The sequence below is a fragment of the Desulfomonilia bacterium genome, from assembly GCA_036567785.1.
Classification (GTDB): Bacteria; Desulfobacterota; Desulfomonilia; order UBA1062; family UBA1062; genus DATCTV01.
Map to the genome: position 1 here is coordinate 365,479 of DATCTV010000034.1, position 15,395 is coordinate 380,873.

The 15,395-nt window shown below is 46.1% G+C and carries 16 protein-coding genes; 9 read left to right on the plus strand and 7 right to left on the minus strand.

Features of this window, described 5'->3' with window-relative positions:
- Positions 1-5 precede the first annotated feature (5 nt).
- The 6 genes from rpiB to VIS94_10015 all read right to left on the minus strand — a co-directional run bounded on the left by rpiB (position 6) and on the right by VIS94_10015 (position 3,648).
- Positions 6-458: a ribose 5-phosphate isomerase B gene (gene rpiB / locus VIS94_09990; GenBank protein ID HEY9161405.1), complete on the minus strand. Its 453-nt coding sequence runs from the start codon at positions 456-458 to the stop codon at positions 6-8.
- A gap of 10 nt (positions 459-468) precedes the next feature.
- Positions 469-1,698 carry a beta-ketoacyl-ACP synthase II gene (gene fabF, locus VIS94_09995; GenBank protein ID HEY9161406.1) on the minus strand — a complete coding sequence of 410 codons (1,230 nt, stop codon included), beginning with the start codon at positions 1,696-1,698 and terminating at the stop codon, positions 469-471.
- Between the two features lie 12 nt (positions 1,699-1,710).
- Positions 1,711-1,953 (minus strand): acyl carrier protein, encoded by a 243-nt coding sequence (locus VIS94_10000; protein HEY9161407.1) that lies wholly within the window; start codon positions 1,951-1,953, stop codon positions 1,711-1,713.
- A 111-nt stretch (positions 1,954-2,064) separates the two neighbouring features.
- Positions 2,065-2,898 (minus strand): ACP S-malonyltransferase, encoded by an 834-nt coding sequence (gene fabD / locus VIS94_10005; GenBank protein ID HEY9161408.1) that lies wholly within the window; start codon positions 2,896-2,898, stop codon positions 2,065-2,067.
- A complete protein-coding gene (gene rpmF / locus VIS94_10010) occupies positions 2,898-3,092 on the minus strand; it encodes a 50S ribosomal protein L32 (protein ID HEY9161409.1) in 195 nt (64 codons plus the stop codon). The genes fabD and rpmF overlap by 1 nt, the downstream gene beginning before the upstream one ends.
- A gap of 1 nt (position 3,093) precedes the next feature.
- Positions 3,094-3,648, minus strand: a complete 555-nt coding sequence (locus tag VIS94_10015; GenBank protein HEY9161410.1) for a DUF177 domain-containing protein — start codon at positions 3,646-3,648, stop codon at positions 3,094-3,096.
- A gap of 187 nt (positions 3,649-3,835) precedes the next feature.
- Here VIS94_10015 and VIS94_10020 point away from each other — a divergent pair, with 187 nt between their 5' ends.
- From VIS94_10020 to purU, 9 genes are all read left to right on the plus strand, one after another.
- Positions 3,836-5,572, plus strand: a complete 1,737-nt coding sequence (locus tag VIS94_10020) for an ATP-binding protein (protein HEY9161411.1) — start codon at positions 3,836-3,838, stop codon at positions 5,570-5,572.
- Positions 5,565-6,263: a response regulator gene (locus VIS94_10025; GenBank protein ID HEY9161412.1), complete on the plus strand. Its 699-nt coding sequence runs from the start codon at positions 5,565-5,567 to the stop codon at positions 6,261-6,263. Before VIS94_10020 ends, VIS94_10025 begins: the two co-directional genes overlap by 8 nt.
- 2 nt (positions 6,264-6,265) lie before the next feature.
- On the plus strand, positions 6,266-7,213 hold the full coding sequence (locus VIS94_10030; GenBank protein ID HEY9161413.1) for an HD domain-containing phosphohydrolase: 948 nt from the start codon (positions 6,266-6,268) through the stop codon (positions 7,211-7,213).
- Between the two features lie 3 nt (positions 7,214-7,216).
- Positions 7,217-8,533 (plus strand): HD domain-containing phosphohydrolase, encoded by a 1,317-nt coding sequence (locus tag VIS94_10035; protein HEY9161414.1) that lies wholly within the window; start codon positions 7,217-7,219, stop codon positions 8,531-8,533.
- A gap of 6 nt (positions 8,534-8,539) precedes the next feature.
- Positions 8,540-9,196 (plus strand): GTPase domain-containing protein, encoded by a 657-nt coding sequence (locus tag VIS94_10040; GenBank protein HEY9161415.1) that lies wholly within the window; start codon positions 8,540-8,542, stop codon positions 9,194-9,196.
- A gap of 1 nt (position 9,197) precedes the next feature.
- A complete protein-coding gene (locus VIS94_10045) occupies positions 9,198-10,466 on the plus strand; it encodes an ATP-binding protein (protein ID HEY9161416.1) in 1,269 nt (422 codons plus the stop codon).
- Position 10,467: 1 nt separating this feature from the next.
- A complete protein-coding gene (locus VIS94_10050) occupies positions 10,468-12,876 on the plus strand; it encodes an ATPase, T2SS/T4P/T4SS family (protein HEY9161417.1) in 2,409 nt (802 codons plus the stop codon).
- A 139-nt stretch (positions 12,877-13,015) separates the two neighbouring features.
- Positions 13,016-13,873 (plus strand): hypothetical protein, encoded by an 858-nt coding sequence (locus VIS94_10055; GenBank protein HEY9161418.1) that lies wholly within the window; start codon positions 13,016-13,018, stop codon positions 13,871-13,873.
- Entirely contained in the window at positions 13,822-14,730 is a 909-nt protein-coding gene (gene purU / locus VIS94_10060; GenBank protein HEY9161419.1) for a formyltetrahydrofolate deformylase, read from the plus strand. The genes VIS94_10055 and purU overlap by 52 nt, the downstream gene beginning before the upstream one ends.
- Here purU and VIS94_10065 read toward each other — a convergent pair.
- Positions 14,717-15,334, minus strand: coding sequence for a CPBP family intramembrane glutamic endopeptidase (locus tag VIS94_10065; GenBank protein ID HEY9161420.1), 618 nt, complete (start codon positions 15,332-15,334; stop codon positions 14,717-14,719). The two genes, purU and VIS94_10065, sit on opposite strands and share 14 nt — an antisense overlap.
- Positions 15,335-15,395 lie beyond the last annotated feature (61 nt).

Below are 15,395 nucleotides of genomic sequence, written 5' to 3' on the forward strand. Positions count from 1 at the left end.
GCTCCCTAATATTTATTTATTTCAGCAGCCCTGAACTCGATTTTTTCAAGCCTGCCGTGGTGGCGTCCTCCAGCAAAGGGTGTTTCAAGCCATATTTTTATCATTTCTTCCGCAACCCCTGGTCCGATTACCCTGGCGCCCATGACCAGACAGTTTGAATCATTGTGTTCGCGAGCCATGCGTACGGTATAGGCATCGTGGCAAAGGGTGGCGCGTATGCCGAAAACCCGGTTTGCCGCTATCGACATGCCTATTCCCGTTCCGCATACGAGTATGATCCGCTCGCATGCCCCGTCTTTTAATGCCTGGATGGCCTTTGCCGCATAATCGGGATAATCGACCGATTCGGTCGAGTCGGTTCCGAGGTCGATTATTTCACACTTTGCCTCTCTCAAGGCTTTTTTTACAGTCTCCTTAAGCGTTATGCCGCCGTGGTCGCAAGCGATGGCTATCCTCATGATATTTCTCCTATTCGCCTTTTCCTATGACAAGGCATGCATTCTGTCCGCCAAAGCCGAATGAGTTGTTCATGCAGTATTTTGCATCAGTGGGAACGGCCACACCAGGTATATAATCGAGGTCGCATTCCGGATCGGGTGTATCAAGATTGATCGTCGGGGGTAGCGTGGAATTATTGAGCGCCATGATGCTTATGGCGGTTTCCAGTGCGGCCGCTCCTCCGATAAGATGGCCGGTCATGGATTTTGTCGAACTGATCTTTAATTTATATGCATGCGTGCCGAAAACCTTTTTTATGGCAACGGTTTCCGCCTTGTCGTTTAATTGAGTGGATGTGCCGTGGGCGTTAATATATCCGATCTGTTCAGGCTGAAGCCCGGATTCCTTCAGGGCCTGCCGCATTGCATAAGCAACGGCAGGGCTGTTGGGGTCAGGGGCAACGATATGATATGCATCAAGGGTCATCCCGATTCCGAGAAGATAACCGAGAATTTTTGCCCCCCTTTCTCTTGCAGAGCTTTCTTTTTCCAGGACAAAAACCGCGCCTCCTTCGCTCATCACAAAACCGTCCCTGTTTTTGTCAAATGGACGTGATGCGCCTTGCGGGTCGCTGTTTCTTGTGGAAAGTGACCTCATCGCACCGAATCCCGCAACTATGAACCTTGTCACACAGGACTCAACACCGCCCGCTATCATGCAGTCGGCGTCTCCAGCCTGGATAAGCCTTGCGGCAAGGCCTAGAGCGTGCGCGCCAGTTGCACAGGCAGAGGCTACGGACATACCCGGGCCTTTTGCCCCTGTGAGGATGGAGAGATAACCAGTTGCCATGTTGGGGATATACATCGGCACCGACAAAGGAGACATTCTTTTTGGTCCCCTTTCCCTGAATACGGTATTCTGTTCCTCATATGTGAAAACCCCGCCGGCACCTGTACCTATGATTACACCAGTCCTGAATTCAGGATATGTGTCTTTTGCAATGCCTGCCTGATTTACCGCATCGAGGCCTGCCGTAACGCCCATCTGGGCATAACGGTCAAGTCTGCCGGAATCTTTGTTGCCAAGGTATTTTGAGGGATTAAAGCTCAGCGCCAGACCCCCGAAATCTGTCTGGAGCCCTTCCAGGAAGTCAATTTTCGCTATACCCGACCTGCCTGATGAAACATTGTTCCAGAGCTCTTCTGCTGTACATCCGAGGGGTGAAACAATCCCCATCCCCGTAAAAACAATCCGGTCCATTTAAAGAGATTTTTACTTTTGTGCCAGTTTGTCCTGGACGTATTTTATGGCATCCTTGACAAATTTTATGCTTTCAGCTGCATCGTCAGGTATTTCAATTCCGAATTCATCCTCCACGGCCATTATCAGCTCGACAAGATCCAATGAATCCGCACCAAGATCATCAGCAAAAGACATTTCGGGTGTAATCTCTGAAGCATTCCGGTCAAGCTGCTCTGCAATCAGTTCTATGACACGTTTTTGTACATCTGCCATTTATTACCTCCCCTGAGGATTTTTGAGGTTTTTACCTAAAGTTGCAAACAGTTAAATTATGCAAACCAGTTGTATCATATAACAGGTTTGGTGAGAAGAGTTTAGAGTATGTTATTGCTTTACAGTTAATGTTTCGCATCTGATCGCGGGGACGATTTTCTTTATCAAAGAAGCAAGCACGGACCTGGGTCCGATTTCAATAAAAGTATCAATCCCTTTGGATACTGCGTATTCAACCGATTGGGCCCATCTTACCGGGTTTGTCAGCTGCTGTTTCAAAAGGTTTCTTATCTGTGCAGGATCTGTTTCGGTGCCTGCTGTTGCATTGAAAATAATATCGCAGTGAGGTTTTCTGATGTTTATTTTGTCAAGATATTCCGAGAGTTTCTCACTTGCATCATTCATCAGAGGACAGTGTGATGCCACGCTTACACTCAAAGGGACCACCCTTGCCTTCTTTTCCTTCAATAGCGGCAACGCCTTTTCAATTGCGTCTTTTGTTCCTGAGATGACAATCTGGCCTGCCCCGTTTATATTAGCAATGTAAACATCACCAATAGTGGAAATGGTTTCTGAAAGGTCAGTTTCGGTGATTCCCATGACAGCAGCCATTGAACCCGGCGGCGAGTCCTGCATGAATTCACCCCGTTTCCTTACCAGGGCAAGCGCATCCGCAAAATCAAGCGCCTCTGAAGCAACAAGGGCGGAATATTCGCCCAGGCTGTGTCCCATTACCATTGCGGGTGAATCGAATCCGGAATCCTTCCACAGCGCAATACTGACTGAGAGTACGGCAGGCTGCGCATTCGTGGTAAGATTGAGTTCTTCCTCCGGACCCTCGGACATAAGTTTTCCGAGTTCATCGGGAATATCGGCAAGATTAAGACCCCCGGCCATTCCTTTAAACTGCGTTCCCTGACCGGGAAAGACTATGCAATACGGCATTATTTCTTGTCTTTTTCTTCTTTGGGTTTTACGATTTCCTTGCCTTTATAATAGCCGCAGCTCGGGCATACCCTATGGGGCGGTTTGGGCTCATTGCAATTAGGGCAGAACGAAATTGCCGGCAGAATCGCATGGTCATTCGCCCTCTTTTTGTCTCTTCTTGTTGTAGAATGTCTCCTCTTTGGTACAGGCATCTTACTCCCTCCTGAGTTTTGTCTTTAATATTGCTAGTTTTTCCAGTCTCGGGTCAGGCTTTTTTTCACAGGAACACACACCTTCATTGAGGTTGACGCCGCATACGGGGCAGAGCCCCTTGCATCCGTTCCTGCACTCATATCTTATCGGCATCGACAGCACCATCTCTGAAAGAATAAAAGCCCCCAGGCAGATATCCTTTCTGTAATAACCGATTTCCTGGCTCTGCCTCAATGCTTCAAGATCTCCCTGCATGTCAGCATGTGCCGGCAAATAGTCTGTGACAAGGGTTATATCTATCGGATATTTCATGCACCCAAGACAGATTGAGCACAGGGTCTCTATTTCCGATTTAATATTGATATCAGCATGGATCATGTCGCCCTCTCTTGTTAGAACATAATGGATATCCAGAGGTTTGAGGGCTTTTATGTCGTCACTAAGCAGAATCTCCCCGAGGATTTCAGGTTTGAATGATAGCGTGTTTTCAAACCCTGAGTCCGCGATGCTGTCGACAGGTATCTTTATGTCATCTATTTTCTGTATGCTAGCCATAAGTGTAGCACATGCTACTATTTCATTGACTTTTCTTTGTCAAGCAAATCCCCTTGCCGTTTCAATCCTGAATACCGGTAAAAAATCCCGGCAGAAAAAAATATATATTATTTTTTAACAATATAAAAAAGTTCTCCGATAAGGATTAAATGGAAAGCACTAAAATTATGTCAGTAACGGGGTAATAATGGCGGAAATGTTGAAGAACAGCGATCCTTTTCAACCGAAGGTGTTTAACTTAAAGATCATGGGAAATAACGAAGAAGTCTTTCTTGAAAGCATTTTAAATCATCTTAGAGATGTTATTCTTGTGATAAAAAAAGATATGAGCATTGCATGGGCAAGCCCGTCAATATTCAGCGAATGGGGCTATGAAAGCGGCAAGCTTATCGGCACGGATATAAATATGATATTGAGTCCCTATGCCGCCAGAACCTTCATGAAGGCGTTTGATGAAGCGGTATCGGTCAATGTCCCTCCTCCATCTATCGAGATGCCCCTCGAACTGTCGGTTACGGCCAGAGAAGGATCGACCCTGTGGGTTGAAGCAAGATGCAGTTTAATCAGTGATTTTAACGGTGGAGGCAGTGCCATAGTCTGCTGCTGTCGTGATACATCGCTGAGAAAACTGATAGACGACACAATGCAGGAAAACATAAGCCTGCTTCAGATACTTATAGATTCAATACCCGATGCCATTTTCATAATCGACAAGAACGGATACATTGAAGGGGTGAACAGGTCGTTTGAGGATGCCATCGGTCAGCCCGGGGCGACACTGACCGGCAAAACGCTGAAGGATATGGGCAACTCATCACCCAATGAGCTGATCAGCTGGCTAAACACCATTCTGGCAAACCTTGAAGGCAGTGCAAAGGTATCCCTTGATCAGGTAATGTATGCCGATGGTGAGATCAGGGATATAGTGTTTAACATGATACCGTATCTAAGCTCGTCAGGGGAAAGCCTCGGGACAATAGGCATAATATATGATGTTACGGAAAGAAAACGTCTGGAAACTTCACTAAGGAAAGAAACCAATGAGCTTAAAATTGCCCGGGAGGAACTTTCAAAGAAAAATGCAGAACTTGAGGCTGCGTATTCCGAGCTGAAAGAAACTCAAGCCCAGATTCTGCAGCAGGAGAAGATGGCATCCATCGGACAGCTTGCTGCCGGAGTGGCTCATGAAATCAACAACCCGATGGGTTTCATTTCGAGCAACTTGAGCTCCCTCTCAAAATATGTGGACAAACTTTCTGATTTCATGACGACACAGGCTAAACTTGCCGATACCTGCCCGGATGGTGAAATGAAGTGCGAGCTTGAGGAGAAAAGGAAGAAACTGAAGATAGACTTCATACAGGGTGATATAAAAGACCTTATCGTGGAATCCATAGAAGGGGCCGAAAGGGTCAAGAAAATAGTTCAGGACCTGAAAACATTTTCAAGGAACGATCAGCTTGAATACAAGGAATCGGATATAAACGAATGCATGGAAAGCACGATCAACATCGTCTGGAATGAACTCAAATATAAGGCGACAGTTATAAAGGAATACGGTGACATTCCCTTCGTCAAGTGCTTCCCGCAGCAGATAAACCAGGTATTCATGAACATTCTGGTCAATGCAGTTCATGCAATAGAAACAGCAGGGGAAATCCGGGTGAAAACATGGGATGAAAACGGATGGGTTTATGCCATGATATCCGACAACGGGCACGGGATTCCGCCGGAAAATTTGAAAAAAATATTCGAGCCTTTTTTCACTACGAAAGAGGTCGGAAAGGGGACAGGTCTTGGTTTGAGCATTACGTATGACATAGTCAGAAAACATGGTGGTGATATATCTGTAAAGAGCGAACAGGGCAAGGGGACGACATTTACTGTCCGCCTGCCGATAGCCGGGGTGAATTTGGATGAATAGCAAGATCAGAGTTCTTTTTGTCGATGATGAGCCGCCGATACTCAATACGTTAAAGCGACTGTTCATGGATTGCGGATTTGATATCCTGACTGCGGAGTCGGGTGAAGAGGGGCTGGAGAAATTGGAAAAAGACCCGCCCGTACATATAATAGTATCCGATTACAGAATGCCGGGTATGAACGGTGTGGAATTTCTGAAAATAGTCAGCACCAGATGGCCGGAAACCATAAGGCTTGTCCTTTCAGGTTATGCTGATACGGCAAATGTCGTCGCTGCAATCAATGACGGTCAGATATTCAAGTTCATTCCGAAACCCTGGAATGATGAAGACTTTAAAAACATTGTCATTGACGCGGCGGAAAAATATCATGTCCAGGAACACAACATGGTAACTCTAAGCGCGTGGAAGCTTATAGAATCCCTGCCTATTATAATGCTCAGGTTTGACATCAAGGGGAATATTGTATGGATGAATGTTAAAGCCGCCGAAGTTTTTGGAGAAGAGACACATCGTAAAAATATTTCAGAGGTGCTGCCGGAGACGGAAACAGTCGTATCCAGCGCGTACGAATCAGGGGAAGCAACTAAAATTTTACTGGTGAGAGGCAGGCGCTATCAGGCCGACGCCGCATTGCTTGTTAAAGACGGTAACAAGGAGGGCTGTGTCCTGGTTCTGGATGACAGAGACTGAAAATGTCTGAAAAAGTACTTATCATAGATGATGATCTGGCGAGCCTTCATACCATTGAAAGGATACTCTCCGATCTTGGAATCGATGTAATACTGTCTACAGATCCGCTTGAGGCGCTTTCCATCATCAAAGAACATGAAATATCGGTCGTGGTGTCGGATTATATAATGCCAGAAATCAACGGCCTGGAGCTGTTCTCTAAGCTGAAAAACATTGCCCCGGACATCAAGCGCATTCTGATTACAGGCCATGGGGATTTAAATACCGCCATATCAGCTATAAACGAATGCGATATTTTCAGATTCATACCCAAACCATGGAAAGACAAGCTTTTGATTGAATCGGTCAGTGATGCCATCAATGAATACAGGATTGTCAAATCGATGCGGCGCTCGGATGAAAGCATGCTCCTGTCTCTTGCCCAGACTGTTGAACTTAAGGATCCGTATACAAGGGGGCACTGCGACAGGGTTGCCGATGTCGCGATCTCGATTGCGGAAAGACTTGAACTGTCTGACGATACAAAGAAACATATCAGGCACGGAAGCTGGCTTCACGACTGCGGAAAGATAGGGGTTCCAGAGTCGATACTGAATAAAGACGGGCCGCTTACAGCAGAAGAAATGGATATTGTTAAAAAGCATCCGGTATGGGGGGCGCATGTAGCCACCCTTGCTCAGTGCCCGGAAACAGTCATCAACATAATAAATTATCATCATGAACGCTATGACGGACTGGGTTATCCTGAAGGCAAGCGCGGGACAGATATCCCTGTGGAAGCCCGGATTGTTGCCACTGCAGATATTTTTGATGCCCTGTCGTCCGACAGGCCCTACAGAAAGGCGTTTCCAGTTGAAAAGGCGCTATCCATGCTTGAAGGGATGAGGAATAAGGAACTTGACCCGGTCCTTCTGGACATTTTTTTCTCAACAATAAATCAAAAGAGGTGAAAAATGGATGGATGCGAAGAGAGAATACCATCCAGGGTTCTTATCGTAGATGACGAGGAAAACATAATAAGGTCCCTTACCAGGCTCATCATAAACAATGATATTGATGTCCTGAGCGCGTCCTCGGCTGAAGAAGCCATAAAGCTTCTTGAAGAAAACGAAGACATTTCTCTGATTATTTCGGATCAGAGGATGCCGCATACTACAGGCACGGATTTTCTCGAGCAGGCCCGCAGGATCAGGCCTCTTGCTACAAGGATACTGTTGACCGGGTATTCGGATATAAAGGCTGCAGTAGATGCGATCAATAAGGGCGGGGCCTACCGTTATCTGACCAAGCCCTGGCGGGATGAGGAAATTCTTCAGGCCGTGCAGGAGGCTGCATACAAGTATGAACTGATCCAGAAGAATAGGAAACTCTCTGCTCTCGTAAAAGCGAAAAACGAGGAGCTGAAGGAATGGAACACGAAACTTGAAGCAAGGGTAAAAGAACAGACGCTTGCGCTTCAGAATCAGAATGAGTCGCTTAAAGGTCTTAATCTGAGACTTGCCGGGAATTTCAGAAGGACGATAGCCGCGCTTTCGGCCCTGATTGAATTAAGGGACAGGAACGTGAAGAACCATTCGGGAAATGTTGCTCAGCTTGCAGAGAAGGTGGCGTCCACAATGGGATTTTCCGAGGAGGAAACGGAAAAGATAGCCGTTGCGGCGTTGCTACATGACATAGGCAAAATCGGCATGCAGGACTATCTTTTAAGTAAAAACATCTCGGAACTCTCTGAAGATGAATTTGGCGAATACAGCCTGCATCCTGTCAGGGGTCAGGCAGCAATAGATTCCATCGACGACATGCAGGAAATCGGGATCCTGATAAGGCATCACCATGAGAACTTTGACGGAAGCGGCTTTCCGGACCAAATAAAAGGAAACGAAATACCTGTCGGTTCAAGGATAATCGCCATTGCGGACTTCATTGACCGGAACCTGGAAAAATATATGAGCGATGTTGCAGTTGATATGACATTGCGCGATCTCAGCGATAAACTGGGGACGCATTTCGATCCCAGGTTATATTCGCATTTTTCACGGCTTGCCGCACAAGTATGCTCACGCTCGTCAGTCAATACAGACAAATCGGAGCGCGAGCTGTCACCGAATGAGCTTAAAGAGGGCATGGTTGTCTCCCGTGATGTAAAAAGCGGAACCGGCATACTGCTTCTGAGTAAAAATATTACGCTGAATGCCATGAATATCAAGGCGATCAAACGATACTATACAATCGACCCACCTCAGCGCGGGGTATTCATATGGTCAAGGTAAACTGTCATGATTGAATATGACGAACTGGACAGGAGAATGGTGTTAAAGCTTGTGTATTACGGCCCGGCCCTGTCGGGCAAGACCACAAACCTGCTCAAGCTGCATGATCTTCTTTCATCCGAGGGCCGAGGCGACCTCATGGTGCTGGATACAAAGGACGACCGCACAATATTTTTTGACCTGCTGCCGTTTTTCCTTGTTGCGCCAAGCGGCCTGAAGATCAAGCTGAAGGTCTATACCGTACCCGGACAGGTCAAGCATGATGCGACAAGGAAAGCTGTTCTGCAGAGATGTGACGGGGTGGCTTTCATTGCGGACTCGCAAATCGCCGAAGAATCGAATAACTCGACAAGCTTTGGAAATCTTGAAACAAACCTGTCAATAGTGGGGCTTGATATCGATACCATCCCGCTGGTTGTTCAGTTCAACAAAAGGGACCTGCCGGGAATAATTTCCGAACAGGACATAAGGCGCGTCTGGGAACCGACCGGAATTCCCATATTCATGGCATCTGCCCTGAATGGTCCGGGAGTTGTCGAAACATACAAAGCGCTCCTTGATAAGACATATGATTACGTTGATTCCAGGTATAATCTGGGCAGCGTGCACGGCCTGAGCAAAGAAGATTTTATAAGCAGGCTTGCCAGAGTGGAGGCATCCTGACATGGCGTTAAATGACAGCAGAGAACAGCTTTCTTTTGTAGTGGGCGAAGAAAGGCACATTAAGGATATTATCAAAAAAAATGAAGTGCTGCCTATGCTGGAAGGTGCAGTTAAGGCAGGAGCCAGTCAGGTCCTTGTAAGGGATGACAGGGGAGATATCCTGTGGTCTTTCGGAGATTCGGGAGGAACGCTCATAGAAAACCTCAATATAATCCTTGAGGGGGAGCCCGTTGCAAAGCTTGAGATCCATGCAATTAACGGCACGGATATCAAGGGGATAGCAAAGCTGCTGCACCATTCCATCAATACGCTTATCAAAAACAACCTGAAGCGGATGCTTACTTCAGAGATACATACCACAATTATAAACCACTCCTATGACGAGCTTCTGCATATAAACAAAGAACTTTCAGCATCGGAACAGAAGTACAGGGAACTGGCTGAAAGCCTTGAAATTAAAGTAAGGGAACGGACTGAAGAACTAAAACAGGCGCACACGATAATGCTTCAGCAGGAAAAGATGGCATCCATAGGTTCTCTTGCCGCGGGTATTGCACATGAGATAAACAATCCTATGGGATTCATATCAAGCAACCTTAGAACCCTGTCCAAATATTTTTCCAAGGCAAAGGAAATGCTCAGCCACTATAGAAGTGCGGTTTCTTCAATCCCTGAACTTGATGAGGCGACCCGGGAAAAGTGGAAGCAGCTCAAACTCGATTTCGTGTTTGAGGATTCCATGAGCCTTATCGACGAAAGCTTGAGCGGCGTCGAAAGGATAACCGTCATAGTGAAAAATCTCAGGGCTGTATCGCATATTGATGATACAGAAATCGGTATAATGAATATCAATTCTGAGATTGACAGTATTATATGTCTTCTTGCTCATGAAACGCCTTTCGGCACGAAATTCATAAGGAACTATTCGGCAATTCCGGGCTTACAATGCAGACTCGGCCTGTTATCCCAGGCTTTTCTGAATATATTGCTCAATGCGCTGCAGAGCAGGCATGATGGTCTTATTGTAACAATTGACACGACTTCGGACGAGGAATCGGTTTATATAACTATTGCCGATAACGGTCCGGGAATAGCAGAAGATATCAAAGACCGGATATTCGAACCTTTCTTCACCACTAAAGATGTCGGCAAGGGGCAGGGGCTGGGATTGACTACTGCATACGACGCCATCACATCTCATAACGGATCAATTGAGGTGGAAAATAAAAACGGAGCAGTTTTCAAAATAAAACTGCCTATAAGGAAATAACATGGCCAAGTATTCAAAGCTTTTTAAACAGGAAATTTCCGATCAGCTGGATAATCAGGAAGAGCTTCAATCAGACATTGAAGTATTTGACAGGTTCACCCTGCTCTTTGTCGATGATGAAGAGAATGTCCTAAAGGCCCTGAAAAGGGTCTTCCTTGAGGAAAACTATAACCTCCTTGTTGCTTCTAATGCAGAGCAGGCCCTTGACCTGATAGAGAGGGAAAGCATTCAGCTTGTTATTTCGGACTTCAAGATGCCCGGAATGAACGGTGTTGATCTCCTGAGAGAGATAAAAAAGAGAAAGCCGGGAATACTCAGAATAATGCTGACAGGACATGCCGATGTACAGGCTGTGATGGGGGCCGTTAACGAAGGAGCCGTTTACAAATTTATAACAAAGCCCTGGAATGATGAGGATCTGCGCCTGTCGGTAAGCCTTGCGCTGCAGCAGTATGTGCTTTTAAAGGAGAACAGGGTTTTAAAGGAAATCACAAAAAAACAGCAGATGAAAATAAAGAACTTCTCCGCCCTGTATGACAAGGAGAGGAAAGCGCTTGGCAATATTCTGATCAAACTGGGCATTTTGAAACCGGAAGAACTTGTAAAGGCTCAGAAGGACAAACAGGAAGACGAGTTTATAACCGAAACGATCGTGAGGCTGGGCTTTGCATCCGACTCAAAGATAATCAAGGCCCTTCAGGCGCATCTGAATATAGAATTCATAGACATCAATGAAACTCATATAAATCCCGGCATAGTACGTTCCCTGCCGAAGGATTTCTGTGAGCGCAACAGGCTTCTGCCGATCAGTCTTGAAGGCAGCAACCTGACTGTTGCAATGGCAGACCCGTCCGATATTTTCCTGAGGGACAACATAGAATACCTTACAGGCTTGAAGGTTTTCCCGCTGATTTCAGGAAGTGCTGATATATTAAAGGCAATCAGGCAGTCTTATGGCGAGAAGGAGAATGGCCAGTATGATGATGTCGATCTGGTAAGCGGCATCGAGCCGATGGATGAAATCGATATTGTCATTGACGACGAAGACGAAAACCTCAATGTTCAGGAACTCCTTAATTCTTCAGAAGTTCCGCCGATCATACGTGTTGTTAACGCAATCATATCGGAAGCTATCAGATACAAGGCAAGCGATATACATATAGAACCCAAGACAAAGTTCACGCTTATCCGCTACAGAATAGACGGCATACTGCATGCAAAGATCAAACTCCCAATCGACTATCATGCATCCACCATTTCCAGGATAAAGATACTGTCAAAAATGGATATTTCGGAACGCAGAAAACCACAGGACGGCAGGTTCACGGTAAAATCAGGAACAAGGCTGGTTGATTTGCGTGTTTCAACCCTGCCGACGATAAACGGTGAAAAGGCGACGCTCAGGATCCTCGACAAGAGTGCTTCCATCAAACAGCTTTATGAACTTGGAATTGAAAAGGAGGATCTTGACAGGATATATCACCTAATGAAGAAACCGCAGGGGATAATCATCGCGACCGGTCCCACGGGAAGCGGCAAGACAACCCTGCTCTATTCAATTCTCAACACAATGATGCAGAGCACGAAAAACTTCGAGACAATCGAAGACCCTGTCGAATATTTTCTTGAAGATGCAAACCAGGTTTATATCAAAGACAAGCTGGGCCTTTCTTTCGCCAATGTCCTTCGTTCAACCATGAGGCAGGACCCGGATGTAATTCTGGTCGGCGAGATTCGTGACCTCGAAACCGCGGATGTCGTTTTCAAGGCCGGAATGACCGGTCATATGGTTCTGTCAACACTGCATACAAACAATTCAATTGCTTCCATTACAAGGCTTATCGACCTGGGCGTGAAGCCTTATCTGATATCGTCCACTCTTGAAGGGATAATTGCCCAGAGGCTTGTAAGAAAGATATGCCGGTACTGCAAGGAAGAGGTTGAACCCGATGAAAACATGATGCGTCTGCTTAACATTTCGAAAAAGCAGATAGGCGATAAGGTATACAAAGGAAAGGGTTGTCCTCAATGCGGTAATGACGGCTACTCCGGACGTGTTGGCCTCTTCGAGATATTCAGCATGAATGACGATTTCAGATACATTATAAGCAGCAACTACAGGGAATCGGATATCTGGAGTCTTGCAATATCGGCAGGCATGTGCACGCTCATGGATGCTGGGATAGCAAAGGTCAAATCCGGGGATACAACACTGGAAGAACTGATACGTGTTCTCGGTCCTCAGACAAAGCATGAATACAAATGCCCTTCATGCAGTGCAATGATAGATATGAAATTCCTCTTCTGCCCGTATTGCGGCAACTTCAAACACAATGTCTGCAAGCTGTGCAAGATGCCGCTGGAAGAGGAGTGGATAAAGTGCCCGTTCTGTGGAGGACACAGGGAATAGAGACCCCTTATTTGGGATTGTTATTATTATAAGGATTCATTAGAATGTAATCAGCATGGGAGAAAGCTGTGCGTTTTGCATGGCCTGCAAGCTTTTTTTCAGCAAAGATTAAATTTAGATCCGGACAAGGGATTTTCAGATGACCGATGACAATAATGATTTAACCGGCAGGAGAAATAAAAAAGGTACAGACCTCCGTTCGATAAAAACGCCCAAACCCTTCCTGCAGCTGATTGAAGGAGCAAGGGAATTGGCTCTGCCAAGAAATGCCGCCGAAAAGGCCCAGGATCTTATTTACGAGGCATGGGATGCAGATACCTATGCCAAGCGGGTGGCGCTCGCAGAAAAGGCCCTCGAAATTTATCCCGACTGTGCCGATGCCTATGTCATGCTGGCGGAGGAAACGGCAGACCACCTTTTTGAGGCAATAGAATTATATAGGAAAGGTGTTGAAGCAGGTATGCGAACAATTGGCAAGAGGCATTTCGATGATATTAAAGGTCACTTCTGGGGCCATATTGAAACCAGGCCATATATGAGGGCAAAAGCAGGACTTGCAGGCTGTCTCTGGGAAGGAGGTCATTTTGAGGAGGCCTTGAATCACTACAGGGAAATGCTTGAGCTTAACCCTTCGGACAATCAGGGCATTCGCTACATAATAGCAGGTTGTCTTCTGTATCTCGGACTTGAGGATGAGCTTGAGAAATTGCTAGACAAATATGATGAGGTTTCCTGTGAGTGGCTTTATACAAAGGCGCTTTTCGCATTTATGAAACACGGAGATGCCATTGATTCGCTGGGATTCTTGAGAAATGCGATCAAGGCAAATATGTTTGTCCCGATTTACCTGCTCAACAGGAAAGAAATGCCGGAAATTCTACCTGACATGTACAGCTTCGGCAGCGAGGACGAGGCTGTAGTATATGTGGAAAGAAACGGCAGCATATGGAGAAAAATAAAGGGCTCGCTCGTCTGGCTGGCGAGCCATTCAAAATAGCAGAACATGAAAGGCTGAGAACAATGGCGACTTACATAATGCGGATGGACTGCCAGGACAAAAAGGGCATTATCCATGCAATGACTGGAGTTCTGCTGAAGCATGGATTCAACATCACACAGAACGGGGAATTTGTTGACAGGGAGCGCATGCACTTTTTCATGCGCACGGAGTTTTCCGGTGACCTTCCTGAGAAACTTTTAACTGATATGAAGGAAGCCCTGCCTGATGATGCCAACATCGAAATAACCGAGGCCAGAAAAAAAGAGATTGTGGTTCTTGCAACAAAAGAACCTCACTGCCTTGGAGACCTTCTCATAAGACACGCTTTCGGCGAGATGAATGCAAGGATTAAGGCGGTCATAAGCAATCAGGAAAGGCTCAAGCAGCTTGTTGAAGGTTTTGGTCTGCCGTATTTTTATGTTCCGCATGCAGGTATTACAAGGGAAGAGCATGAGGGCCGGATATCTTCAATCATAGATGAATTTGCGCCCGATAACATAGTCCTTGCAAAGTATATGAGAGTTTTCAGTCCTGATTTTGTTTCAAGATATAAAAACAGGATAATTAATATCCACCACTCATTTTTGCCAGCATTCATCGGTTCGAATCCCTATACGCAGGCTTATGACAGAGGGGTCAAGATAATCGGAGCAACCGCCCACTTCATTACAGATGATCTTGATGAAGGCCCGATAATAACGCAGGATGTCATACATATCGACCATACTTACGGACCGGAAGAGATGCGTCAGGCCGGAAGAGATGTTGAAAAGGTGGTACTTGCTAGGGCATTGAAGCTGGTTTTCGAAAACAGGGTTTTTATTAACGGCAATAAAACGATTATATTCGACTAAGGATAAAGGGCCAGAGGTAGGGATAAAGCCATATTCCGGTATTGGCTGCCACGTGAAAGATATAACCAGCCCAGATGCTTCCGCGCCATTCATATATGATCCCGAACATTATGCCGCCGGCAAGCTGAACCACAGACAGACTCCCGTGCATTGATGCGAAGAAGAGAGAAGAGACGGCAATCGCTGCAAATGCAGGCATGTACTGTCTGGCCAGTGACTGGATAAGGCCCCTGAAAAAAAGCTCTTCAACAAAAGGGCCGATTAAGCAGCCCACAATAAAGAACAGGAAGACATTGTTTACCTCTTGTTTCTTGAGAAGCATCCTCAGGATTCCTCCATGTACGGCGAGCCTTGATGCAAGGTCTGCAGAAAGGACCACGATACCGAAGGCTGCAATACAGCCAATCCCGATGATGGTTTCTTTTGTGACGGACTTTGTTTTTATGCCTGAACAACCGGAAGCCGTTCCAATAATTAATGCCGCCTGAATCAACCGGGCTGTCAAAGTGTAAAGCAGAGGGTCGATGCCGAGGTGTTTGTAGAAAAGCCTCATGGCGATCTCGATTATCGAAACTCCCAGGATTGCAATGATTCTCCTGTCCATTTAATGTTTATATATCAATTCAGGTGCTTATTGCCACATGGAGATGAGATAATCTTTACTG